General features: G+C 59.0%; 14 protein-coding genes and 1 pseudogene. 8 read left to right on the top strand and 7 right to left on the bottom strand.

Going from position 1 to position 24,737, the window contains the following annotated elements:
- Positions 1 to 546 precede the first annotated feature (546 nt).
- Positions 547 to 1,473, bottom strand: a complete 927-nt coding sequence (locus C1930_RS14190) for a PhzF family phenazine biosynthesis protein (protein WP_108772003.1) — start codon at positions 1,471 to 1,473, stop codon at positions 547 to 549.
- A gap of 601 nt (positions 1,474 to 2,074) precedes the next feature.
- Between C1930_RS14190 and C1930_RS14185 the strand changes: the two genes are divergently transcribed.
- The 4 genes from C1930_RS14185 (at position 2,075) to C1930_RS14170 (ending at position 10,253) form a co-directional block, all read left to right on the top strand.
- Positions 2,075 to 5,170 (top strand): Ig-like domain-containing protein, encoded by a 3,096-nt coding sequence (locus tag C1930_RS14185; protein ID WP_108772002.1) that lies wholly within the window; start codon positions 2,075 to 2,077, stop codon positions 5,168 to 5,170.
- Positions 5,171 to 5,383: 213 nt separating this feature from the next.
- A complete protein-coding gene (locus tag C1930_RS14180) occupies positions 5,384 to 7,585 on the top strand; it encodes a type I secretion system permease/ATPase (RefSeq protein WP_108772001.1) in 2,202 nt (733 codons plus the stop codon).
- The gene (locus tag C1930_RS14175; protein WP_108772000.1) at positions 7,582 to 8,829 is read left to right on the top strand and encodes an HlyD family type I secretion periplasmic adaptor subunit; all 1,248 of its coding nucleotides are present in this window, start codon (positions 7,582 to 7,584) and stop codon (positions 8,827 to 8,829) included. The genes C1930_RS14180 and C1930_RS14175 overlap by 4 nt, the downstream gene beginning before the upstream one ends.
- Positions 8,829 to 10,253, top strand: a complete 1,425-nt coding sequence (locus C1930_RS14170) for a TolC family protein (RefSeq protein ID WP_199912363.1) — start codon at positions 8,829 to 8,831, stop codon at positions 10,251 to 10,253. The genes C1930_RS14175 and C1930_RS14170 overlap by 1 nt, the downstream gene beginning before the upstream one ends.
- Positions 10,254 to 10,956: 703 nt before the next feature.
- On the opposite strand, the gene C1930_RS14165 is transcribed toward C1930_RS14170, so the two are convergent.
- Positions 10,957 to 11,640 carry a response regulator transcription factor gene (locus tag C1930_RS14165; protein WP_108771998.1) on the bottom strand — a complete coding sequence of 228 codons (684 nt, stop codon included), beginning with the start codon at positions 11,638 to 11,640 and terminating at the stop codon, positions 10,957 to 10,959.
- A 273-nt stretch (positions 11,641 to 11,913) separates the two neighbouring features.
- On the opposite strand from C1930_RS14165, the gene C1930_RS14160 reads away from it, so the two are divergent.
- The 4 genes from C1930_RS14160 to C1930_RS14145 all read left to right on the top strand — a co-directional run bounded on the left by C1930_RS14160 (position 11,914) and on the right by C1930_RS14145 (position 17,224).
- Positions 11,914 to 12,453 carry a fimbrial protein gene (locus C1930_RS14160; RefSeq protein WP_108771997.1) on the top strand — a complete coding sequence of 180 codons (540 nt, stop codon included), beginning with the start codon at positions 11,914 to 11,916 and terminating at the stop codon, positions 12,451 to 12,453.
- Positions 12,454 to 12,587: 134 nt separating this feature from the next.
- Positions 12,588 to 13,340: a fimbria/pilus periplasmic chaperone gene (locus tag C1930_RS14155; protein WP_199912362.1), complete on the top strand. Its 753-nt coding sequence runs from the start codon at positions 12,588 to 12,590 to the stop codon at positions 13,338 to 13,340.
- A gap of 144 nt (positions 13,341 to 13,484) precedes the next feature.
- Positions 13,485 to 16,172: a fimbria/pilus outer membrane usher protein gene (locus C1930_RS14150; protein WP_108771995.1), complete on the top strand. Its 2,688-nt coding sequence runs from the start codon at positions 13,485 to 13,487 to the stop codon at positions 16,170 to 16,172.
- Positions 16,169 to 17,224 carry a fimbrial protein gene (locus tag C1930_RS14145; RefSeq protein WP_108771994.1) on the top strand — a complete coding sequence of 352 codons (1,056 nt, stop codon included), beginning with the start codon at positions 16,169 to 16,171 and terminating at the stop codon, positions 17,222 to 17,224. The genes C1930_RS14150 and C1930_RS14145 overlap by 4 nt, the downstream gene beginning before the upstream one ends.
- A gap of 614 nt (positions 17,225 to 17,838) precedes the next feature.
- Here C1930_RS14145 and C1930_RS14140 read toward each other — a convergent pair.
- The 5 genes and pseudogenes from C1930_RS14140 to C1930_RS14125 form a co-directional block, all read right to left on the bottom strand.
- Entirely contained in the window at positions 17,839 to 18,345 is a 507-nt protein-coding gene (locus C1930_RS14140; protein ID WP_159093611.1) for a hypothetical protein, read from the bottom strand.
- The gene (locus tag C1930_RS14135; RefSeq protein ID WP_159093610.1) at positions 18,338 to 19,108 is read right to left on the bottom strand and encodes a hypothetical protein; all 771 of its coding nucleotides are present in this window, start codon (positions 19,106 to 19,108) and stop codon (positions 18,338 to 18,340) included. Before C1930_RS14135 ends, C1930_RS14140 begins: the two co-directional genes overlap by 8 nt.
- A gap of 1,277 nt (positions 19,109 to 20,385) precedes the next feature.
- Positions 20,386 to 22,389 carry a hypothetical protein gene (locus tag C1930_RS20320; RefSeq protein WP_159093609.1) on the bottom strand — a complete coding sequence of 668 codons (2,004 nt, stop codon included), beginning with the start codon at positions 22,387 to 22,389 and terminating at the stop codon, positions 20,386 to 20,388.
- Positions 22,390 to 23,807: 1,418 nt separating this feature from the next.
- Positions 23,808 to 23,954: pseudogene (locus C1930_RS14130) on the bottom strand (tetrameric acyl-CoA thioesterase); the annotation flags it as partial.
- Positions 23,955 to 24,214: 260 nt separating this feature from the next.
- Positions 24,215 to 24,667, bottom strand: a complete 453-nt coding sequence (locus C1930_RS14125; RefSeq protein WP_108771991.1) for a transposase — start codon at positions 24,665 to 24,667, stop codon at positions 24,215 to 24,217.
- Positions 24,668 to 24,737: the final 70 nt, after the last annotated feature.

Here is a 24,737-nt window from a genome sequence, read left to right as displayed (position 1 = left end):
GACGCCAGCCGACGGCTGGCATACGTCCTGCCCTTTTCATCGCCTCTTTCTGGATCTGCTCCTGGATCCCTATGGTCGATGCTTGTGAATCAATCCTAGCCATGCGTCACCATCTAGAAGGCTCCTCCAGGGCGTAATAGTTTATGTAAAGTATTTCCTCATCATGTTATCGAGGGCGCCGACGTCGCAAAGCCCTTCATTCCTGTGCTAGATTGAAAGCTGTATTGAATGAATGGGGCGCTAGCGCATCTTCGGATTTTCCCCTCGCATTATGCTCAGGAGTAGGGGGTGCCCCGAATTGCGGCCGGGGTGCGATTGCTTAAAGTTGCGCTGTCAGCCATGGTTTGTGCCGACAGCGCTGACTTTTCCTATCCGCCCGGCCCAGCGCGAAATGGGCAAGGGCGGAGATACGTTTTAATCTTTTGAGGATCTCTTTATCGAAAGTTCTGCTATCGAAGATCCTCTCGTTTGCGCCTAACTCGCAGTGTTTCACTCCGGTCGCGGACTAGTCAATTTGCTGCGGGCAATTTTGAAAATCAGCAAGAATTAAGGGTGGCGTTCATCGCTGCTCGTGTCAAAGGAGATAGTCCCATCAATGCAAGTTGTGGCACTGCCTCCAACCCACACTTCATCATGCTCGCGCTGGACGGTGATCCTCCCTGCGCGACCCAGACATGTTCCTTGTTGGACCGTGTATGTATCAGCGCCCACGCCCAGCCGTGCAAACCAACTTCCTATACCCGCCTGTAGGCTTCCGGTTGCGGGATCCTCTGGAACGGCATCGCCGGCAATGAAGGCGCGTGATTCAAACAATGTTTCGTTCGCGATTTCCTGATTGTGCACGGGACCAATAATTCCTATCGCCAAGCCATGCAGTTTGGAGTATTCCGGAACAACAGCCAGTACGTGCTTATGGCTGGGAAGCCGGAGGGCCAGCCAACCTGCACCATTGTCTACCCAAGCTGCGTCTAAGACGTCACTTGGCTTCAGTCCCAGTCCATCGCAGACACGGGTCAGCAATTCGGGCTCCAGCGGTCCGTTCTTCAGAAGCGGGGGGGCCTTGAAGGCCAGTGACATTGAGGCTGCTTGTCTTGCCGGCTCGGATGAGCATCCCGCCTGTTCGGCGAATGGACGGGAGCCGCGGCGAATCTCGACGAGGCCAGCGCCGCACTGCTGCAGAACGGAGGCTCCACGTGGCAGGCCGCCAGATTGAATCCATGCACGGCACGCTCCCAGGGTGGGATGGCCAGCGAACGGGAGTTCTCCCAGAGTTGACCAAATGCGTACCCGGTAATCCGCTGCGGGATTGGTGGGTGGCAGCAGGAACACTGTCTCACTGAGTCCAAGCCATTGAGCAACTTCAAGCATGCGTTGGTCCGTAGGTGGGGTGTTGCAATGGACTATCGCCACGGGGTTGCCGCGCATGGGCGCTTCTCCGAATACGTCAACTTGGGTGTAGCGCAATGTGTCCATGAGAGAGGTAGACCTGGGGAAAGAGGGAGGGGGAGCCAAGTTGAAGTGGGGGCTGGCCTTTCTGGCATCGATCAGATCAATCGCCTTTCGGTTGAAGCTTCATCGAGGCGATTAAGGTAGCGAAGGGGGCCTGTGATCGCCATGCAAACTGTTGCAACTTGTGCCCTCTGCGGAGGAGCCGCATCGGCAGGGCGGTCCACCCATCGCTTGTGCTTTGACGCCGCAGCGATCATGCGCGCCGCCGTCGCAAGGGAAGGGCGTGACGCAATCCACGCCAGAGCGGTCTCCGGCTGCACTGAAGGGCAGCACAGACGTTGCCTCGCCGTTTTGTCGCAAATGGGTCTATCGCAGCGTTTTCGTACGATATCTAAAGCCATGGGGCGGGACGAGAGGCTACATTCCGCCCGCCGAAGCAACGGTGGTATTCGGCTGTCCTGTACAGAATCAGTTCGGGGCGCGAACTATTTTTCCGGCGACCGAACCCATCTGATTGCTTGGGTACTCCATGCAAGCGGGAAGCCGTTTGCCCGGAACCCCAACAGTGGGGCATCACCTTCGTCCTTCGTTGTGATCCCACGTACCCATTGAGCTCAGGAGTTGTATGACCACCAGCAAGAAAGAACCCGGCGTGTCCGGATTCGAACTCAGCAATGCTGCGATGCAGGCCACCATTGGCCAGAACGACAATCCTTCCACCGAAATTTCTGGTTTGGCCACGCCGCACATCGACATGGCCATCGACGATGTCGGCGCTCAGCAGGGTTCGATCGGCAACGGTGGCAGCAGCGACGACCGAGCCCCGCGCCTTAGTGGCAGCGGACAGCCCGGTAGTATCGTGAGCATCTACGACAACGGGGTGAAGATTGGCAGTGCTCGGGTCGACGCTTCCGGTGGTTGGATCTTCCAGGTCAAGCAGCCGCTGAGCCTAGGCGAACATGAGCTGCTGGTGAGCGGGCTGGGCCAGTCCTCCGATCCGTTCGTGCTCGACATCACCGGTTCCAGCGTGGCTCCGCCGAACATCCTGTCGGCGTTTGACAATGCGGGGGGGCACTGGGGCCGGGTCAATGATGGCGGTAGCACTGATGATGCGACTCCTGAGCTGAGCGGCGTTGGCCAGCCTGGCAGCATGGTCGACATCTACGATAATGGCGTGAAGATCGGCAGCGCCGCGGTCACTGCCAACGGTACCTGGAGCTGGATGGTCACCCCGGCGCTGAGCCTAGGTGAGCACCGCTTCACGACCAACGGCGGTGGCGTATCGTCCAATCCCTTCGTACTCAATATCAGTGCGCCCGATGCTCCCACGGCGAACCCTGCGCCGGGTACTGACCCGCCGCCGCTGGAGCAGGAAGAGCAGCCCGGGCAGACTGAGGTCAACCTGGCCGCGCCGCACATCGACATGGCCTTCGACGATGTTGGTGCACTGCAGGGCCCGGTCGGCAACGGTGGCAGCACCGATGACCGCACCCCGCTGTTGAGCGGTACCGGCCAGCCGGGCAGCATCGTCAGCATCTTCGACAACGGGGTCAGGATCGGAAGCGCGAGGGTCGACGCTTCCGGTGCTTGGACCTTCCCGGTCCGTCAGCCGCTGGGCGAAGGTGAGCACGCATTCCTGGTGACCGGTCTGGGCCAGAGTTCCGATCCGTTTGTACTGGAGATCACCGGTACCGCTGCTGCCCCGCCGAGCATCGAGTCGGCTTTCGACAATGCCGGCCAGCAATGGGGACGCATCGGCAGCGGTGATAGCACCGATGACGCCACCCCTCAGCTGAGCGGTACTGGCGAGCCGGGCAGCACGGTGACCATCTTCGATAACGGTCAGCCGATCGGCACCGTGCTGGTCAATCTAGATGGCAGCTGGAGCTGGACGGTTGCGCAGCCGTTGGGCGCGGGCGAGCACCAACTGGTGGTCAACAGCGGGGGCGCTGACTCCAATCCGTTCGTGCTGAACGTCACCGGGCCGGGTCCGATAGCGCCGAGCATCGTGTCTGCCTTCGACGATGTCGGGCAGCAGCAAGGGCCGGTTGGCAGCGGTGCCCGCATCGATGATGCCACCCCGCGGCTGGGTGGCAGCGGCCAGCCGGGTGGCACTGTGGATATCTACGACAACGGCCAGAAGATCGGCAGTGTGCCGGTCGACCAGAATGGCACCTGGTCGTGGACGGTGACCCCGGCGCTGACGGTGGGCATGCATCAACTGGTGGCCATCAGTGATGCTGGCAGCTCCGGGCCGTTCGTGCTAGACATCACGTCGCAAGCGCCTGCACCAGTGAAGCCGGACATCCTTTTCGCCTTCGATGACGCCGGCCCGCAGGGCGGCGAGGTGCGCAGCGGTGGCAGCACCGACGACACCACCCCGCGTCTGAACGGTACCGCCCAGCCGGGTACGTTGGTCAGCATCTACGATAACGGTCAAAGGATTGCGACTGTTCCGGTAAGTCCAGATGGCAGCTGGGCATGGACCGTGATGCCGGCACTGGGGCCAGGCGCGCACCAGTTTGTAGTCAGCGGCGGCGGAGCTCTTTCGGGTCCGTTCGTGCTTGAGATCACACCGCCGGCAGCGTCCAAACCGAGCATCCTGTCCGCCTTCGATGACGCCGGCCAGCAGTGGGGAGAGGTGCGCAGTGGTGGCAACAGCGATGACACCACGCCGCGCCTGAACGGCACCGGTAAGCCGGGCAGCGTCGTGGATATCTTCGACAACGGAGAGAAGATCGGTAGCGTGCAGGTCGGCCCTTACGGCACCTGGGCATGGACGGTTGCTCCGGCACTGGACGCCGGCTCGCACCAGCTGATGGCCAAGGGCGGCGGCGTTTCGTCCGATCCGTTCGTGCTGGAGATCACCCCGCCCGTCCCAGTCAAGCCGGATATTGTGTCCGCCTACGATGATGTCGGCTACCAGCAAGGCGTAGTTGCCGACGGTGGCAGTATCGACGACACCACTCCGCGTCTGAGTGGTACCGGCAAGCCGGGCAGCATAGTCGACATCCATGACAACGGAGAGAAGATCGGCAGCGTGCCGGTGGATGGGAGTGGCCACTGGGCGTGGACGGTGACGCCGGCGCTTGAAGCCGGTGCGCACCAGCTGGTGGCCAGCAGCGGTGGCGTTTCTTCCGATCCGTACGTGCTGGACATCCGCGGTGTGCCGGTTGCCGAGAAGCCGGTGATTGTCGGCATCGAGGATCGGGTGGGGCCCGATACCGGCAACATCGAGAATGGTGGCGGCACCGACGATACCCATCCGATCCTGCGTGGCACCGGTGTGCCAAACAGCGCTATGGAGATCCTTTTGACCGATGCCGATGGCATCGGTGGCCTACACCTGGGCTATGCCACCGTCGACGGCGATGGGAACTGGGAGTATCAAGTGTCCGAGGAGTGGGCGCTGGGTGGTTTGGAGCACTTCATGGCCAGCGGCGAAGGCGGTACGTCCGATGTCTACGTGATCGACATCCAGCTTCCCAACAGCGATCAACCCGTTGCGATGCCCTCGCAGACCGATGACGGTCTTGCCGGGCTGGCCCTGGAGGATCTGCTGCAGCCCGGTGTTGAGCTATTTGCCGAGGCGGCGGGCATCGACGCAGTGCAGGATGTCGAGCTGCTGCTGGATACCTCGCCGACGGCCGAAACCTGCGACGGTGCGTATGTGGCAGTGCAGCCGACCCCGATGCAGCCTTGGGAAGTGCAGGCCAGCTGAGTTGGCGTGATGGGTTGACGGCCTGCTTTTCAACTCAGGCCGGCGGTCTCCGATTGGGGATCGTCGGCCGCTGCACGCAGGGTCCGTAGCGGGCCGAGGCCAGACCGGCCGCAGGCTCCCCGCATCCGCACGCAGGCGCTCTCACTACTGCGTCGATTCACCCCTGCGGGTGTGCAATGGCAGTGCGTTACGGGTACATCCGAGGTAGATCCAATGAATGTCTCCAACTCGGCCCCTGCGTCCAGCGAATACGTGGAGGCCATCCAAGGCGCTGATCGCATCGACGATACGCTGCTCGACAGCGTGTCTTGGATCTGCAGCCATCATGGCCAGCATCGCTCCGCCGAAGCCTTGCTGGCGGGCCTACCCAAGGCAGGGCGGCTAACGCCCTCGTTGGCACTCGCAGCGCTTGAGCAGGCCGGTCTGATCGGCGGCATCATACAACGTCCACTGGCCAGGCTGTTTGATTCGCTGGCACCGTTCATCCTGCTGCGCAAGGATCATGGAGGCATGGTCTATCTCGGCCGCCAGGGCCAGGATGAACAGCTGCGCTATCGCGTGGTGCTGCCGGACAGCGGTTGCCAGGCCGTGGAGCTGGACGCCGCGGAGATGGCCAGCCTCTATTCGGGCTATGCAATCTTGGTCAAGCCCCGGGCCAGGGTTGATGCACGCGCCGGAGCGGAAGCGCCGCAGGCAAGCGGGCATTGGCTGCGTTCTACGTTGTGGCACTACCGGCGTTACTACCTCAGCGCCGCGCTCGGTGCGTTGCTGATCAACGTGCTTGCGCTGGCGACCATCTTCTTCACCATGAACGTCTACGACCGCGTGGTGCCCAATCTGGCGTATGTCACCTTGTGGTCGCTGGCCATCGGCGTATCGGTTGCGCTCGTGTTTGAAGCGATCGCACGGTATGCACGCGCGCACCTGCTCGACATGGCCGGCAAGAAAGCCGATCTGGTCATGGGCAGCATCCTGTTCCGCCAGGCGATGTCGATCCGCATGGAACATAAGCCTGCATCGGCAGGATCGTTCGCCAACCAGCTGCGCGAGTTCGAGTCGGTCAGGGACTTCGTAACCTCGGCGACGCTGAGTGTGATTTCAGACTTGCCGTTCGTCATCCTATTCGCCGCTCTCATCTTCGCCATCGGCGGCCCACTGGGCTGGATCCCGTTGCTGGTAATTCCGCTGATTCTGCTGGTCAGCATCGTGGCGCAATGGCCCCTAGCCAGGACCATGCAGGAAAACCTGCGTGAAGCGTCGCTCAAGCAGGGGGTGTTGATTGAATCCGTGGAAGGTCTGGAAACCCTCAAGGCCGTCGCCGGTGAAGGCTTCATGCAGCGCCGTTGGGAGCGCTTCAGTGGCATGGCCGCAGATACATCGATGAAGTCGCGGCAGCTGTCCACGCTGGCGATCAACCTGGTCACCTCGCTGCAGCAGCTGCAGACCGTAGCCCTAGTGGTGTACGGGGTCTATCTCATCGGCGAGGGGCTGATTACCCAGGGCAGCCTGATCGCTGCGGTAATGCTGGCCGGCCGGGTCACCGCGCCGCTGGGCCAGGTAACCGGGCTGGCTGTGCGTTTCCAGCAGACCAAGGCCGCGCTGGTTTCGTTGAACAAGCTGATGGAGATGCCGACCGATCGCGGCAGTGCTCAAGATTACATCGCGTGCCCGCAGCTAAGCGGCCAGCTGACTTTACGTGGCATCGGCTTCAGCTATCCGCAGCAGGGCATGCAATCCAGTCCTTTGGTGCTGCAGGGCATCGACATCAACATCGGGGCCGGCGAGAAGCTGGCCATCCTCGGTCGCATCGGCAGTGGCAAATCGACCCTGCTGCGGATCATGGCACGGCTCTTCCAGCCGGTGCAGGGACAGCTGCTCAGCGACGGCATCGATGTAACCCAGATCGATCCTGCCGACTGGCGCCGTGCTGTGGGTTATGTCGGCCAGGATGCACGCCTATTCTATGGTTCGCTGCGCGAGAACGTGATGATCGGGCGGCCGGACGCGAGCCCGGAGCAGCTGCTGCGGGTGCTCCGCCTGTGCGGCCTTGACGTGGTGGCCAGCCGTCATCCCATGGGCATCAACCTGCCGATCGGCGAGGGCGGGCAGGGCCTGTCCGGCGGCCAAAGGCAACTGGTGGCGCTGGCCAGGACCTTGTTGTCGCGACCGCGCCTTCTGCTCCTGGATGAACCCACCAGCGCAATGGATGCGCAGACCGAGGCGCGGTTTCTGCAGCACCTGCACCGTGCGGTACAGGGGCAGACGCTGGTGGTGGTGACCCACCGGCCCTCGCTGTTGAAGCTGGTCGACCGCGTGGTCATCGTCGAAGACGGCAGCGTTGCCGCCGACGGTCGAAAGGAAACGATCCTGGCCCGGTTTCGCGGCAAGCACGGCTCGCTGGAGGATACGGCATGACTTGGCTGAAAAAAAAGGTCCGCCTCCGTACGCAGCCGACCCTGTCCGCCGCTGATGCTGCCTTCATGGACGATGTCCGGCAGTCGCTACTGAGCCAGTCGCCCCCTAGTTCTAGGCGCATGCTGTATCTGATCCTTGCGGTGCTGCTGGCGGCGATATGCTGGGCTTGGTTTGCCCGCGTCGAGGAGATCACCCGTGGCGAGGCGACCATCATTCCGCAGAGTCGTGAACAGGTCATCCAGAGTCTGGAGGGTGGCATCCTGGTCGAGATGAACGTCCGCGAGGGCGATATTGTCGACAAAGGCCAGGTGCTGCTGAAGATCGATCCGACCCGGGCCAAGGCCAGTTACAGTGAGGCGTACTCCAAGGCGCTGGGCCTGAAGGCCTCGATTGCCCGCCTGCGTGCTGAAGCCTACCAGGCGCCGTTGGAATTCCCCGAGGACGTACTGGAAGATGTCGCCATCACGGGCAAGGAAGCGCAGGCGTACCAGGCTCGCAAGCGCGCGCTAGAGCAATCGGTCGCCGCATCGCATCGCAGCCATACGTTGGCCATGAAGGAGATAGATCTGGCTAGGCCGCTGGTTGCGCGCGGCCTGATGTCGGAGGTCGAACTACTGCGGATGCAGCGCCAAGCCAATGACTTGCAGATCCAGGTAGTCGAGCATCGCAACAAGTTCCGTGCCGAAGCCAGCGCCGAGCTTGCGCGCTCGGAACTGGAACTGTCGCAGACCATCGCAAACCTGGTCGGACGCGCCGACATCGTTGATCGCACTACGCTCAACGCACCGTTGTACGGAACGGTGAAGAACATTCGGGTGCATACCATCGGTGGAGTGATCCAGCCGGGCGAGCACATTCTAGAAATTGTCCCGCTGCAGGACCAACTGCTGGTGGAGGCGAAGATCAAGCCCGCAGACGTCGCGTTCTTGCGACCCGGGTTGCCGGCCACGGTGAAACTCTCTGCCTACGACTACGGTGTCTATGGTGGCCTGCTGGGGCGCCTGCAGCTGGTCAGTGCCGACACCCTGAAGGACGAGGCCAACGCGGCCAGCGGGCGCCCGGATGACAGCTACTACCGGGTGCTGGTACTGACTGACAGCAACGCGCTGCAGGTTGCTGGAAGGAGGCTGCCGATCATTCCAGGCATGACAGCCACGGTTGAGATCCGCACCGGCGAAAAGACCGTGCTGGACTATCTGTTGAAGCCGGTATTCAAGGCGAAAGAAGCCTTCAGGGAGCGTTGATGAAGAAGATGCCCACGGCACCTCACAGACTGTCGGCATGGATAGCGCCGATCATGCTGTCGTGGCTGGGGCTGGCGGGCGCCGCTCTGGGCGGTGCGGCTGCCGCCGATGAGGTGCCGCCGGACGCCGCTGCGACAGTGTTTGCGCAGTGGCTGGATGACCGTTCCGATCAAACCGGAAACGCCGTTGACCCAGTTCCGTTGAGCGAAGACGAGCTGCGCACGCTGCTGTCCGCTGCGGTACGGAACGCGATGCTGCGCAGCCCCGCAGTGGGTGAATCGGAAGCTTTGTGGGGCGCGGCGTTGTCCGACGTCGACCAGGTCAAAGGGTGGCGCTGGCCGCAGGTGGAGATAGGCTCGCAATCCCAAGCCTTGACCGTGGACAGTGGGCGTGGCACCAGCAACAGCAACAGCATGGATGTGGCGCTGAGCCTCAAGGTGGTGACCCCGCTCTACGATTTTGGGCGCACCCGCGGCACCCTCAAGAGCCGCGAGCAGTCCGCCCTGGCCGCCGCCGAGCAGTACGCCGCGCAGCAGCAGAACAATGCCGCGCAGGTCACCGTGTACATCGTCGAGTTGTCCAAACAGCGACTGCTGGCAGAAGTGGGGCAGAGTTACATCCACCGCCTGCGTTCGCTGGTGGCGATGCTTGCCGAGATCGTCAAGGTCGACCCGGGCCGCGCCAGCGAGTTGACCCAAGCCAAGGCGCGGTTACTTCAGGCCCAGACCAGTCTGGATATGACGCTTTCGCGCTGCCGCGATGCCGAACTGGCATTGCAAAAGCTGCTGGGCGACGAACTGCCGGTACTACCATTGAAACGCAGCTGGGCGCTGCAACCGGTCGGGCTGGAGCAATTGCTGGACCAGATGCCGGCGCATCCGCTGCTGCTTCAGGCCAAGGCCGAAAGCCAGGCGGCGCAGTGGCAAACAGAAGCGATCCGTTCTTCGGCGTGGCCACAGCTGGATTGGGTCATCAACAAGACCATGGGCCGCGGCGAGACCGGCACGCAGCAGCCCTGGGAAACGCGTCTCGCGCTGAGCTGGAAGGTGTTCCAAGGGGGCGCACAACGTGCTGCCCGCGCGGCGTCCGCGCAACGCACTGCAGCCAGCAAGCTGCGCGAGGAGCAGATCCGCCTGGATCTGGAATATGAGTTGCGCAGCGCCACCCAGGATGCCCAGACGCTATACCAGCGGGCTGATGCATATCGTGAGCTGGTGGCCGAATCAGAACTGATCCGCAAGGCATTCTTCGAGCAGTGGTACCACTTGGGGCGGCGCACTCTGCTCGATGTGCTGAGTGCGGAAAGCGATTACTACAGCAACCAGGTTAATGAAGTGAGCAGTCGTTTCGATGGCTACAATGCGGTGCTGCGGGGGCGCAGCGGTGCTGGTGGCCTGTTGCAGTGGCTGCACGTAAAAGGTTGATGCGCTACCGGCCCGCCGGTGCTTACGTGTGAACCGCGCATCGACGAATGTGTGTGAAAGTGTTTTCACATTCGCAAGCTATTGACCGAACGGTCTCGGACCCGACATTGCATGTTGCTAGAGCCGGCCTGAGAGATTTCTGAGCGCGATGTGAAGCGCGGGAGAATACGCTGAAGAACTTTGCGCTACATCGGACGGTAGCGGCGGCCGCTGGCCCGTAAGCTTGAGGGTCAGCCGGATTGCGCATGACTCGACCGTAGCCGCTCGTCACGTAGTTCTTTCTTAGATATATGGTGCGGGGATTTGGCTCTCTACGGCATCTGCACGCCAGCCTTCGACAGGGCATGGGCTGCTCGTTGAAGTTGGACTCGGCCCATTAAAGTAGGGTGCCTACCTTTGCGCTAAAGCTCTGCAAGGGGGCCATACGTGGAGGGCACAGGATGGCCCTCCGCTCCCGAGACTTAGCAAGAAAGCCTTGTGATTTTCAGTGCGGATGTCTCATCTACAAAGAATGGTGACGCCAAATGCTCTGAGTGTGAGCTCCCGCAGCAGGTGCATCGCGCCTGCTCTAAATGGCTTTCTGCAGCCAAAGTCACTCGTGACTAAGGAGTCGTTCGCCGTGCGAAGGGTTGGGCGGCTGCCGACAAGTACACAAGTAGCGCCGCGTTCTTCTTCATAGACCGTGGCCCACACCCCGAGTAGTTCAGCGCCCCAGACCTATAAGGTCCTTGATCCTGAACAACTCGCCAATGCTCCTGATCTCGAGTTTGGTGAAGGCAGTTCGCTTCTGAGAGCTGATGGTGGACTGACCTCGACCGTGCTTCAGCGCAATCTCGTTGATCGTCAAGCCGCGAATCAAGTCATCGAGAATCTCTCGCTCACGCGAGGAAAGCCTTGCGCCGAGCTCGCCAGGTTTTGCCGAGGTTGAGTTCTTCTCGGCACTCGAAGTCCTCAGCAGTGGTGACTCCGCGCCCAGGCTGGGAGGGAGGGTGCGCCGCCCCTTGGCCGCTTGACGGACAGCCAGCACCAGCTCGGAAGCTGCTGCATTCTTATTTACGAACGCTGTGCCCCCGAGTTGCAGTGCTCTAGCGACATTGGCAGGAACATCGTCAACCGACAGTACCAAGATCCGGCAGCCCGGATGGCGTTGGACGACTTGTGAAATCAAGGCCATGCCGTCGATGTCGCCTTCGCCAAGGCGCAGGTCAACAAGCAGTACGTCCGGTACTCGGATCTCTAGCGCATTCAGAAGCTCAGTTGACGTAGCGAAGCTTCCGACCAGCTCGAGATCGCATTCGCGAGACAGCAGTGTGCCTAGACCAAACCGCACGATGTCGTGATCGTCGACCAGCGCGACACTGATGGCGTGAGCAGTAGAAAGCGTCACTGGCGTACCTCATTGGCGGTGGGCGGGACAAGAGTAGCCGTTAAGGCGGTGCGGGATCCGGTTCTAGGGCGGGATGAACGATTCATTCAGCTTTCTTGGTCGGATGTGCCGTGGGGGCTTTCAAACAATATCTATGTTTCGGGAACTTTGCCAACAGTATCGTTTGCCACCTCGCTTGAGCCAATTGCGACGCCCACCGACCTCCTCAACGGCGGCAAAACGGCAACAAAGTGAGTCTCAAGTTGCTCTTCCCTGAAACCATAGGAAATACAAATGAAACTCTCCGCAATTGCTGCGTCAGTCGCTCTGCTGGCTCTGGGTACCTCTTCGGCGATGGCCGCTGATGGCACCATCACCATCGATGGTGCGATTACCACCACCACTTGCGTCATCGAGTCCGGTTCCTCCGGCACCCCGGACGCCACGGTCAAGCTTCCGACCGTTTCGAATGCATCCCTGGCGGCAAGTGGTGATACCGCCGGTGAAGTTAACTTCTTCTTCAACCTGAGCGGCCCGAGCTGTGCCGGTACTGCCAAGATGCACTTCGAGTCGGCAAGCTCGCCGGTCAATCTCGTCACCGGCCGTCTGACCAATGAAGCCGCCACCAATCCCGCTACCAACGTTGAAGTTGCAATTCTCAACGCCGACGGTAGCAAGATTGACCTGGCCACCAGCAGCAACTCCCAGGCCGTGCCGATCGTTGCCGCGCCGGGTAAAACGCGCCTTGACTACTTCGCTCGCTACGAGGCTACCGGTGCCGCCACCGCCGGCCCGGTGGAGACCCACGTCGACTACACGATGAGCTACAACTGAGCCACTGCTTAAACGGTAGCTGGATGGCGCGACCGGATAGAACCGGTCGCGTCGGCCCTCTGGACGCGCGTGCCTTCACTGGACGCGCTGCCAGGCTGATGCAGTTGATTTGTTGCTTCCTGCAGGAGAACCGCATGCGTTCGATATTTACCGCCGCGTTGGCACTGGGCTTGGCGTCCACTTTTGTTCTCGCTCCCTCGGCACACGCAGGGGTGGTTATCGAAGCCACTCGTGTGGTGTATCCGGCCCAAGAGCGCGAAGTCACGATCAAGTTGAACAATCGTGGCGAGAGGCCAGTGCTGGTCCAGACGTGGCTTGACAATGGGGACGCTTCGGCGTCGCCGGAGAGTATCCGGGTCCCCTTCAACCTTACCCCGCCGATGGCGCGAATGGACCCTAAGGCCGCTCAGGTCCTTCGATTGATGCACACGGGCGAGGCGATGCCATCGGATCGCGAGACTCTGTACTGGCTGAATGTATACGAGATTCCGTCTCGCAAGGTCGGCGATGAACAAAATATGCTTCAGATTGCGCTGCGCACCCGTATCAAAGTGTTCTATCGCCCAGCCAAACTTGCAGGCGATACGACGCAGGCAATTGAATCGCTGAAGTGGTCCCTGGTTGACGACCCCGATGGTGGTGGTAAGGCCCTGCAGGTGGAAAATCCCTCTCCTTACCACGTTAATTTCTTCGAGCTGGGATTGCGGGTCGGTGAGAAAACATACGGGCAGCCGAAGACCCGGCGCGGTGGCATGGTGGCACCCTTTGCTTCAACTGTGTTCGCGCTCGATGGCGTGGGCTCCATCTCTGGCAAGGTCGAGGTGGTGGGCAAAACTATCAATGATTTCGGTGGCAACGTCGTGCTCGCACGGACTCTGTCCCCCTAAATATCCTGCTGTCTGAGCTGGGCAGGCCGGTGTTCGCGCCCGCCGCTTCGACAGATTCACTCTGACGCTAGCCAACCAGGCGCGCTGCACTCTGCGCGCGCCGGTTTCTGCTGCGTCACGACTTCTCACTTATGGTAGGCCGCAATGCTCAAGTCATCGCCAAACGCCGCACGGCAAAGTTTAAGGCAATCTCGAACCGTCCTGAGCCACGCCGTTGCACTGGTGTTGGGAGGGTTCAGTGCTGTGGCTGTGGCCGAGCCGAACTCAACCAATGCAGGTGCGATGCTGGCTGTCGCGGATGTTGAATTCAACACAGCGTTCTTCAGCAGCCGTGGCATTGAGGTAGATGTCTCACGCTTCGAGCGTGGCGCCGGCGTATTGCCTGGCGAGTACAGCGTGGATATCGCTCTCAACGGTTCCTGGCAGGGGCGTCAGCAACTGCGCTTCCGAGAAGTGGAAGATGGCAGCGTGCGGGCCTGCTTGAGCCGTCAGATGCTGGAGGATTGGGGAGTGGACTTGGGCGCTCTTGAGGCCTCCGCTGATAAGCCCGAGGAGCTCCTCCCTCTCCCCGAAGGCGACTTCTGTGCAGATCTCGCAAGCTTCATCCCTAACTCCTCCCTCTACTTCGACAGCAGCGCGATGCAGGTCAACGTCAGCGTGCCGCAGGCATTCACTCGGCGCACGGCGCGCGGTTGGGTCGATCCTTCGCGCTGGGACGCGGGCGTGTCCGCAGCAAGCATTGCCTACGACTCCAGCATCCACCGCAACTTTACTCAAGGGCGAAGCAACACCAGCGGCTACCTGGGGGTTCGATCTAAGCTGAACGCCGGGGGCTGGCAACTGCGCCACGATGGATCCTATCTGTTCGGAACTGGACGGCAGGGCACGTATCGGGCTTCGCAGAGCTATGCTCAGCGCGACCTGCCTTCTCTACGTTCGCAGTTGATTCTTGGCCAAACTAGCACTGCTGGAACTCTCTTCAATAGCATTGGCTTTACGGGCGCACGCCTGTACAGCGACGATCGCATGCTCCCTGATTCCCAGCGCGGCTACGCGCCTACTATTCGGGGCAATGCAGCCACCAATGCAAAGGTGTCCGTGTACCAGCGCGGCTACTTGCTGCATGAGATCACTGTGGCTCCAGGTCTCTTCGTCATTGATGATTTGTACCCTACGGGCTTTGGCGGTGACTTGGATGTCGTGGTCACTGAGGCCGATGGACGCGAGCAGCGCTTCAGCGTTCCGTTTGCCGCAGTCCCGCAGCTTCTTCGACCGGGCACGCACCGCTTCAGCGTCTCGGCGGGACGAGTGCGCGACCTGCAGCTTCGCAGAGATCCTCACCTTGTTGAGGGTACTTGGCAGCAGGGCGTCACCAACACCTTGACCACCTACGGAGGCATCTTGTCTTCGCAGGGCTACGGAGCTGTGCAGGTGGGCGCTGCGTTCAACACGCCGTGGGGCGCATTTGCCGGCGATATCACCAACTCTCGAACGGAGCTTCCACTGCAGACGTCGGAGTCGGGTCGTCAGATGATTGGCCAATCGCTGCGCTTCAGCTACAGCAAGATTCTTGCTGACACCGGCACCAACTTCTCGCTTGCAGCCTATCGTTACTCTACCGACGGCTACCTCGATCTAGTGGACGCGTTGCGCATGCGCCAACAGCTTAGCGAAGGGCAAGACTTTCAGAAGATCGCGCGCCAACGCCATCGCTTCGATGTTAACGTGAGTCAAGACCTAGGCGAGGGCAACGGGCGTTTGTGGTTGACCGGGAGCGCAACCAGCTACTGGAACCGAAATGAGAGTCAGCGCACCTACAGCGCAGGCTACAGCAACACTTGGCGCACCGTGAGCTACAGCATTTTTGCTCAGCGCAACAGAATCAGTGAGTTCAATAGTGGTATTGAGCGCACGGACACCCAATACAACATCAGCTTCACGGTACCGCTGGGACGTGCGCCCAGGCAGCCGCTGCTGACCGCTCGCTATCGCCAAGCACCGGGCGGTAGTGCAGGAGGCGGGATTGGCGTTACTGGGACTTCCAGCCACGACATAAACTACGGTGCGAGCTTGGATCACAATGAGCGTGGTGACGGCACGACGTTCAATACCAACGCAAGCTATCGCGGGTCGAATGCTTCGGTAAGTGCTAACTACACCGACGGAGACGGCTACCGCCAGCTTGGCGCGGGCCTGCGCGGCGGCGTCGTTATCCATCCCGGAGGCGTCACCCTTGCGCAGGATGTCGGGGAGACCATTGGCATTGTGCACGCCCCAGGTGCGGCTGGCGCATCGGTCAGCAGTGCCGGTGGCGTTCGTGTCGATAAACGAGGCTATGCGGTAGTTCCGTACCTCACTCCTTATCGGATGAACGACGTAAATCTTGACCCGAAGGGATTGCCGCTTGATGTGGAACTCGAGACAACTCTAGCTCGTAGTGCACCACGCGCAGGTGCTGTTGTGTCACTTCCATTTGTGGCACGCAGTGGTGGACGCTCCGTTCTCATTCATGCGACGCAGGCTGACGGCAGCTCAATTCCATTCGGCGCGGATGTTCTGGATTCCGAAGGCAATGCGGTAGGGGTGGTCGGACAAGCGAGCCGACTTTGGATGCGCGGCGTAGCAGACCGAGGCGATCTCTTCGTGAAGTGGGGTGAGTCTCCAGACCAACAGTGTCGGGTTTCTTATTCGCTGCCGGCATCACCTGCCGATGGGCTTCCGATTCAAATGAAGAAACTCTGCCGACCTGGGGTGGGGGAGCAAGCCCAGCCCGTCACTGAAAGCATGCAGTTGAGCGAGACGCTCGAGAACCACACTGGAGGCGCCCAATGAGCAGTCATAACGTTTTTCCTCTAAACGGATCAGTCGAGTCTAAATCTGTCCGGTCGCGGCGTCGCATGCTGGCCTGTGGAGGTCCTCTTTCGATCATGATGGCGTTCTATCTAGCGGGCTCATCGATCGCCTATGCATCTTGCCAGACCTCACTCCCAGGGGGCGGGCCGGCAGATTATTTGTTCAATTCGCCCGACATTCAAATTGATCCCAGTGCCCCGGTGGGGGCTGTGCTTCACTCTGCCACAACTACCATGAGCAATTCCGGTCCATACAACATCATCTGTACCGCAGATATCGGTGTGATGAATTTTGTGGGGGCGCCGGGCACGCCTAATGGTAAGGTCTATGCTTCTTCAATACCTGGTGTCGGATATCGACTGCGGTATAGCTCTAACCCAGAGTGGATGCCTTGGTCATTTAGGTATACTGGCAGTAGCCTGCCAGTGGCGATCAATAATACAATCACATTTGAGCTCATAAAGACTGGTAACATTTCTTCAGGAGGCGCGATCACTGGAGTCATCGGCCTTGCGCAGGTCGTATCCCATGGCTTTACTGCATGGAGAATCAGCGTCAATGGATCTATCATCGTCACTCCCACTATTCCGACATGTTCTGTTCAAGCGCCAAATGTCCCTCTAAGTCTAGGTACCGTGGCATCTGATGTTTTCACTGGCGTCGGTGCGGAGGCTGCACTGGGTCCTGCATCAAACATCACGCTAACCTGCGCTGGCGGCCAAGGGGGGAGTGTGGGCGTGAATATGGTGATGACGGATGCTGTAGATCCAACAAATCGAAGTGACTTGCTGCCACTGTCGGCGGGCTCATCCGCTAAAGGCGTTTCCGTTCGTTTGCGACGCCAAGGTGGGGAGGTCATTTCGTATGGGCCTGATTCAGCGGATGCTAGCGCACAGAACCGTTTCTTCATTCAAGACATGGGTAATGGCACACTCGACATTCCAATTCGCGGACAAATGGTGCAGACCGGGGCGTCCGTAGCCGGAGGCTCCGTGCAGGCGGCTGCCACGTTCACTATGAGTTACGACTGATCAATTGTCGGGATAAGCTAAAATCTTGGTTTCTGCCAAAAGAATAATTTTTATCATGGCTGGGTTGAATTGTTGCTTTTTCAATGGCGAATTCTGGGGCCAGGATTCTCGCGGATGTACCTGAGTGCCGCTGATGTTTAGCTTGGCATGTAAGGCAATTGCGCCGCCACTGCTACAAGTGAGCTTCGGCGTCGCATGGGGGCGGGGGGGCAGCTTGTCGGCGTTGCCCCTAAAGTGATTAATGTGCTGGTGGCTTGGAGGGAGGGCGCCACAAGGTATCTTGTGGCGCGATGATGGTGCTCTGGTATCTCGGAGAGCACAATTGGATGAATGGTTCTCGTGTGCGCTAGTATCTTTCTAACTCAGCGCAGGGCTTAGGTATGGACGGTGGTTGAGATAGGGGAGCTCTAACTCTGCGTCATGAGCCGTTCGATACACAGCAAGTCAACCTCTCTGCGCAATGCAAATATTGGATATAGCCCCGAAGTGCGAATTCGGCGCGATCAACGGTCCAGTGCCGCTTGTGGCTTCGATTCGCCGACAATTACAACAACTTCACTCGCATATGCCCAGAGGGCAGAGCTGTGTTTCTGGTGCCTATGTTTTCGCCGGCGCTAATCTAGTCGACTCTGAGAGATGCTTACCACTTTCCCTGCGGAGGCTGCCTGCAGGAGTCCTTTGACTTGTAGCTCAAGCTCCGCGATTTGCTGCTGTGCTGTCGAAAGCAAGTGTTGTTGGGCAATGGCTTCGATTCTGTACAGGTCGGTCTGGCGGACTGCCTGAAGATAGAGCTCCCTCCAGTTGTCTGCGCGCAAGGTAACCGCTTTGCGCACCGACTTCCTGCCAACGAGCATCTTGTCTCGCAGACCCTTGAGCCAGGCATCGATGCGTTTGCTGGTAGTCGCTCTATGAGCAAAACCTTGAAGTGTAACTTTGCTTACGCCGGCGCGACGACACACCTCAGCCTTTGACGCCCGTCCCCCATTGAATGGATAGATGCCTTCGTTAGCGTCGATGTCACGCTCCATCGCTGACATTGCTGCTTCCAGCTTCTTCACTACATTCTGAGTCCGAGAGCGTGCCTGGATCCTAAGCTGTTCCGGAAGGCTGTTCTTACTCATTCGAGGACCTTCCTGGTTGAGCCTTCCCGTAGGCAGCGATCAATGGGTGGTCTACCCAAGCTTCGAAGACGCTGTTCCATCGATAGAGCCAGTTATTAAGCTGGCCAGCCCAAAGCGCAACCATCTGTACTGCCTCCTCATCGATCGCCTTCTGCAGTTGCTCAACAATGTAGCGAACCATGTCGTCGCACTCTGATCTGTTGTATGCCAAAAGAAGCTGGTTGCTGCAACCAGGCTGACAGTTGGCAGGGTTTCGGCCCCCCTGGTGAGATGCGCAGGGACCCGTGAAGCCAACTGGAAGAGTGCATATCACGCCGGGCATAACTGCAACCCAGTCTCTCCCCTGCATGGTAAGGGCCTCTGCAAGCTCGTACACATCCTGCGGATCCAGTGAGCTCTTGCGATGCACGCGCAAGTACTTTTCCCTTGCATCGCGAATGCCTTGCCCCATGGCGCCCCCCAAGTCTTCCGCAGACCCAATTGCCTCCTTCGCCATAAGGATCACAAGTTCCCGCTGTACTCGCTCAACGTCGGCCACAATCGCGGGGTCGCTGAGGATGTAGCGCCGTAGCGTCATCTCTGGATCGTCATGTCCGAAGCAGTCCATGAGGATCATCTGCGCGTTGGTAAGAGTGAGTGCAACGATCCGTGCGAGGGTCTTTCGGAAGCGATGAGAGTGAACTCTGGGGTTGGCTGAATCCAGAAGATGCCTTAGACCGAATACGCGAACCAATGCCTCTAGGGGATCGTTGATATGCTTCATAGGGGCTCCGACTCCCCCTTTTTTCTGGTGAGTACGGTGCGTCTGCACCCACAGATGATTTCCAACTGCCTCTGGCGAAGCCCTGTTGCTCGATTTTATCAGTTCCGCAAGGCGCATCTGCTGTTCGATGGTCTTTATCACAATCGGAGGCGCAGGCCAGTCACGATTGCGCCCGGTTCTTTGTTCCGCTGTCTTGTAGAGCCTAGCCTCCAATCGAAGGCCATCCGAAGATCGCACGAGGCAATTTGTATCGTAGCCGAGTACTGTCGAAGCTCTCGGGCCAGAGGCGAGCAGCAGTAACCATAGATGGCAAGACTGCAACGTGGACACCAACTGAGTAACCTCTCCCAGGGTGTTTGGCGGCCACGTGAAGTTTTCATACGCTGGGAGTTGAGCATCCTTCGCCGCGGTGGAGTGCCGGACCTTTCTCTTCATGTGTAGAGAGAAGGGCACTGAGGATATTGCTGCTCCGTTCGGATCCGACCACGTCCATTCACGAATCAACTTAACGATCTTTGCGTTCCTACTTGAAAGCGACTTGCCCGCGCTATCAGATGACACAAGTTCGCGATCTGTTTGAAGGACCGCATCAAAGAGGGCCAGCAGAGTAGGGCCAAGTGTTGTGAGAATCCAAAGTGCTCTTTGCCCACATTGGCCTGTGAACTCATCTGGCAGCGGAAGCCATTGTTTGCCGCCCTTTGCATGGTTTTTTGGTGGAGGCTCGTTCTTTCGGTTGCGTTCGTACTTGCCATCTAGGGGCCGTGATGCTGGGCAGTCCCATATATAACCTTGACGATGCAGATAGCCCAGGCTGAGGAAAAGAGTCTTCCCGCGTACGCCCTTCCGTCGCACGAGCTCGTCTTCAGACGTAAGACTCCACCATCTGGCTGGCTCCGGTTTGAGGTCGATCATTGTGCTGGCCACTTGAGTCGCCGTCCTTACCTCATTCCTCACAGTTAAAGGCTTTGGAACTCCATAGCGTTGTCCGGGAACCAATGATCGCACGAGTGCGAATCGCAGTATCTCTGTCCAAGCAACGTCAGCCTCTGGGCGGTCATCAATCAGGCGAACAATTCGATGTCCCATGGACGCATGCGATGGAGGTGCCCATGCCTTGGGTACTTCCCAGATTCGCCACTGATCACCATAGCCTAGGCGCTTCTGCAGTTCTGATAGCTGCTCGCGACTCATGGACTTTATGGCGCGAGGATCAAGCTCGCTTAGGATTTTAGCCTGCGTCTCGGCTATCGTATTTCGATTTGATTTAGGCGTGATCATTAATTTCCACCGAACCGAAGTACTCGGTGATGCCCTTTGGCGATCTTCTCCTCCCAATGCCTGACTTGCGAAGCAACATCGTCCGCTGGCCACTGTGTCAATTCGGCTAGAAGGGAGTCCAAGTCGCATGCATAGTGAGACTCGTGCCAGATAACGTCATTAACGTTTTCTTTGAGCCATTTGAGCTCAGCAACTCTCTTGCACATCAAGAAGCTGTCTACCGCGAGCCCCTGAGGGCAGCTGGTGCAGCGTTCGCCTCGTTTGCATCGCTCCAAGCCGCTGAGTGAGTTGGTCGGGTCAATTTGTCGAGGAGGAGTGAATGGAGAAGTGCAGAAATGACCGGTGTAGCTTAAGTCGCGTTCTGTCAGTGCTAAGCGGTAAAGATCGAGCCTATCCAGTGCGGCCTTGTCGACCTTCTGTCCCAATTCGACCTCTGCGCGTATCACCGCAAAGTCGATTCTTGCGTTTACCTCAATGCCGTTGATCATAGTGGTCACGAGGTGGGATAGCTTCTTCTCGCTGGATTGACGCCACAGGCGTGATCGAAGGTAGTGTCGCGTTGTGCGCAAGTGTTTGTGGCCGAGAGCCCACTGGACCATGATCCACGAATATCTGGAGTCGCGGAAAACGAAGTCCGCGTATATGTCTCTCCAGTCTGATGGTGTCATCGATTCGGGAATTTTTGGTCGATGCGGCGGAGCAGATGCATTGTGCTCTTTTACTAGATTCTTCCAGTGAGCGGCCGGTCGATTCCCGTGTTCGCTTGTTTGGACGAACACCTGCGAGGATCTCGAGCTAGACCCTGCCGCCAGCCAAGGCGACCTCGCGGCAATGGATGGGTGACTCGAACGTTCGGGAGAGGTGAGTACTAAGTTCCTAAGCTCGTGCGTTCGGTCAAGAAGTGTTCTTATGATCTGATAAGCGCCTGTCGTGGTACGCTCTTGGGAAAGCGTCCACTGCCAAGAGTTCGCGCGCGCCTTCATTGATTCAATGCGCCACAAGCCTGAACTGGTATCCCCGTGCAGCTGTGCCCAGCTTCCATCTGAAATGTCCAGGGCAACTGCCGTGCTCGCGTTCCAGCCGGTTCTAGCAATGAATAGGAGGAGGAGCGTCTGGATGTCTTCGATCGACGGATAGAGTCCAGCAATCAATTCGTCGATCTGGATTCGCTCTCCGCGCTTGACATGGCCGAGAGGATGGACGGGCCACCATCCGGGGATGTTGCGCTGTCCTTCGGCATGTCCTAGCGCGGCCGTAACGCGATAGACACTAGGAATCGCGTCGCCACTTCTCTTTATTATTTCGCGATATGTCGTATGCAGATCGGCCTCTGACACCTCAAAGTCGAAAGCCCCGCTTCTTCCCTTTCCTTGCCTTATATCGAGTAAGTTTCGTCCCTGGCTTGCCAGTTCATCTGCACGCTTCCAGCGGGCGAATATAACTCGAGCTCTGCCTTTCAGTAAGGCGAGTGCCTCTCTTGTCTCAGACTCGGATGGAATCTCTTTCGTATTTATTGGGTTGCGTTTATGAAAGGGGTGCCAGTCAAATGTATCCTGCGGACCAAAGACGTCTTTGCGGGCCGCACGTATGAGGCTTCCGACTATGTTGTGGATGCGCTTTTGGTTTGGTGGCTCCCAGGTTCCGGGTAGGGGGGTAAGCCATAAAATGGAGTGCTCCATTCGGATATCGTCAAGCCTGACGATTGGTTGATGCCCTGCAGCCTCATAGGTGTCTAAGAATCGGAAAAAGTCTCTCAGTGCTGAGATGGCGCTGAGAAATGCACTTGGCTTTCTGCCTGCCAAATGGTGGCGTAGAGGGTGCCATAGGGCATTCGCAAGCTCTGGGCGACCCAAGATGTCACCCTTCCAGTTGAATCTACGTTCAGGCCCCATCTTTGATGTGCCATTCCAGAACTCGGAAAAGTCCATGGAATGGCTCAGGTGATCCGGATGTGTGCACTGAATGAATTTTGCTGGGAATAGCGGTTGGCCAGTGATGTGCATTGGCTAATCGCTCGCTTGGTCACAGAAGTTTTGCCAACGAATCGCGGGGTGCCCGTACTCTTGCGCCAGGCGTGAATGTGCTGCTTTCAGATACAGGAGAGTCGTCTCTGCGCTAACGTGTCCCATCTTTGGGGCGAGTATCAGGCTGATCTGATCTCTTGCAACTGCCAAGAGCCAGGACATCTCCGGAACGTCTGATGTTCGCCGGGAGGCTAGATCATTGCGCAACCATTCGACGACAGTTTCCACAGCGAAGAAGTGTCGGCCGCGGTGAGGGTGCCATCCTCTGGGGCGGCCTGGAGCGGTGGTCCAGGCGTTGTATAACTGATTCTTGTCAAATGGCTGGTTGGAAAATTCGGATAGCCAAAGATGGATGGGCTTTTGTGCGCGGATGCGCCTTGTGCGACCGTCAGGGGTTTTATCTGCCTTTGTCCAGCGTAACAGCTGAGTTGGGCGAGTGACGGTGGCGTAGTGATTGATTCGGAGCGCGAGTTCAATGGGAATCTCAATGTCTCGAGGTCTAGCCGAAAGCGTGCTTCCTGGGGTGACCTTGGGTCCTTTGATTCCATGGCGAAGGACTACGGTGACCTTGCCGTCGCGAATCGTCCATAGTTCCTTGTGTGGAAGTGTGTCGATGCGCCACTCGCAACATTCGCTGAGCCTTATGCCAGTGGCAAGGATGAGCTCAGCCATCAATGCCTTGACCGGGTAGCGTGATCGCATGCCCAGCATCCAGATCCCCACCTCCTCCGGAGTCGGAAGAAGGAACTGGCCTCTAGTAGAGGCTAGGGCCCCTACGCGCGATTCCACGCTGCGCCTTCTGTCACCGCTGGCGCTTGTTCCTCTTGACGTCGAGACCGAAACACTATTGGTCACCACGTTGAATGGTTCTCTCAGGCCACGAAGTGGATCGCCGGCCCAAGTTAGGAAATAGCATGCCTCGCTAATCAAAACGTTTGCAGCGTCGTGACTAAGTGGTTTGCCCGATTTGCTTGCCTCACCAGAAAGAAGTTTAGGCTGCCATGCCAGTATTAGGTCATCAAAATAGCTGGCTTCTCGCCAATCACGTTTGGTCTCTTCACACCAATCTAGAAACGCTCCGATACGCCAGGCGACGGCATGGGACGTTTGGGCTGTCAGGAATCGCCTGCCGGATCGAGATGGCGCAGACTCGTTCCCCATTTGCAACTGCCATTCACATAACGAACGGACGCGAATGTACCTGTTCGCTTCATCAGGGTAGGTCCCGTCTTCGTGAATTAGAAATGGGACGTGGACCAGCGACGGATAGCCGGCAGCTTCTAGCTGATGTGGATCACGAGCTATTACACGCATGCCGGCGGTCCCGCGGGATGTCGACCGATCCTAGGCCACCGGGACGGATGGAGCAAGTGGCATCACATCTTAGTTGCCATGATTGATCCCACGTAGTTGCGGTTCCACGGGCGCATGCGCAGCTCGACGTCGATCTGCCGGTAGTCGGCGGTGATGCGGGTGACATGGATGCCGGTGAACAGGAACGGCGGCCACAGGTTGATGCCGAGACGGAAGGTGCTGGCTTTCATGCAGGTGCGGGGCAGGGGGCGAGGTCTTGAGTCTAACCATTCGCTACCGTATGTTGAACCCCGGGGCCTTGTCGGGTCGCGCGGGATGGCCGTCTGCCGAGCGTCCTCCTGCTTTCGTGGCATCGCGCCCGCTCCACGGCTTTGCATTTGACCCCGCTTTGGTAGCGTCGAGCTTGCTCGACGGCTTTTGATCCCGCTTTGGTAGCGTCGAGCTTGCTCGACGGCCCCTGTCGGGAAAAGACAGTCGAGCAAGCTCGACCCTACGAAAGCGGCCAGCGACACCATGCATGGGGATATTCCCCCAACCGTTGCGCCAATCCTGCCCGCACGGGATTGGCGATCACGTACAGGGCCTGCTGGCGGACATCGCGCTCGTCACGAATCCAATGGTCGTAGTACCCCCGCTGCCACACCGACGCATGGCCGCCCAGCGCAGCATTGATGGCAATGGCCGACTGCGATTTCAAAGCCTGCACGCATCGCCCCAGCGAGCCCTCGCGCAGTTGCATGACCCAATGGAAATGGTCGGGCATGACCACCCAGGCACAGGAGCGTGTCAGCCCCTGTCGGTCGCTGTGGCGGAAGGCGTCTTCCAGCAGGGCGGCGCGAGCAGGGTCGCGAAACAGGCAGTGGCGATCTGCCGTCACGCTGGTGATGACATAGAAGTGACCGATGGCTGAGCGGCGATGGCGCAGGAGCGCTGGGCTGGGCATGTCCCAGAATGCTTGACGCCGGCGGGGCACTGCTGTCAGGCAGCTCTGATTCTTCCGTCGGTAGAGTCGA

Source organism: Stenotrophomonas sp. SAU14A_NAIMI4_8 (assembly GCF_003086695.1).
In the GTDB taxonomy this organism is placed as follows: Bacteria; Pseudomonadota; Gammaproteobacteria; order Xanthomonadales; family Xanthomonadaceae; genus Stenotrophomonas.
This window is presented reverse-complemented; position numbering and strand designations above follow the sequence as displayed.

Excerpts from the sequence above, each read along its gene's own strand:
- C1930_RS14190 (WP_108772003.1), bottom strand. The coding sequence starts at position 1,473 with ATGGACACATTGCGCTACACCCAAGTTGACGTATTCGGAGAAGCGCCC.
- C1930_RS14185 (WP_108772002.1), top strand. The coding sequence starts at position 2,075 with ATGACCACCAGCAAGAAAGAACCCGGCGTGTCCGGATTCGAACTCAGC.
- C1930_RS14180 (WP_108772001.1), top strand. The coding sequence starts at position 5,384 with ATGAATGTCTCCAACTCGGCCCCTGCGTCCAGCGAATACGTGGAGGCC.
- C1930_RS14175 (WP_108772000.1), top strand. The coding sequence starts at position 7,582 with ATGACTTGGCTGAAAAAAAAGGTCCGCCTCCGTACGCAGCCGACCCTG.
- C1930_RS14170 (WP_199912363.1), top strand. The coding sequence starts at position 8,829 with ATGAAGAAGATGCCCACGGCACCTCACAGACTGTCGGCATGGATAGCG.
- C1930_RS14160 (WP_108771997.1), top strand. The coding sequence starts at position 11,914 with ATGAAACTCTCCGCAATTGCTGCGTCAGTCGCTCTGCTGGCTCTGGGT.
- C1930_RS14155 (WP_199912362.1), top strand. The coding sequence starts at position 12,588 with ATGCGTTCGATATTTACCGCCGCGTTGGCACTGGGCTTGGCGTCCACT.
- C1930_RS14150 (WP_108771995.1), top strand. The coding sequence starts at position 13,485 with ATGCTCAAGTCATCGCCAAACGCCGCACGGCAAAGTTTAAGGCAATCT.
- C1930_RS14145 (WP_108771994.1), top strand. The coding sequence starts at position 16,169 with ATGAGCAGTCATAACGTTTTTCCTCTAAACGGATCAGTCGAGTCTAAA.
- C1930_RS14140 (WP_159093611.1), bottom strand. The coding sequence starts at position 18,345 with ATGAGTAAGAACAGCCTTCCGGAACAGCTTAGGATCCAGGCACGCTCT.
- C1930_RS14135 (WP_159093610.1), bottom strand. The coding sequence starts at position 19,108 with ATGAAGCATATCAACGATCCCCTAGAGGCATTGGTTCGCGTATTCGGT.
- C1930_RS20320 (WP_159093609.1), bottom strand. The coding sequence starts at position 22,389 with ATGCACATCACTGGCCAACCGCTATTCCCAGCAAAATTCATTCAGTGC.
- C1930_RS14125 (WP_108771991.1), bottom strand. The coding sequence starts at position 24,667 with ATGCCCAGCCCAGCGCTCCTGCGCCATCGCCGCTCAGCCATCGGTCAC.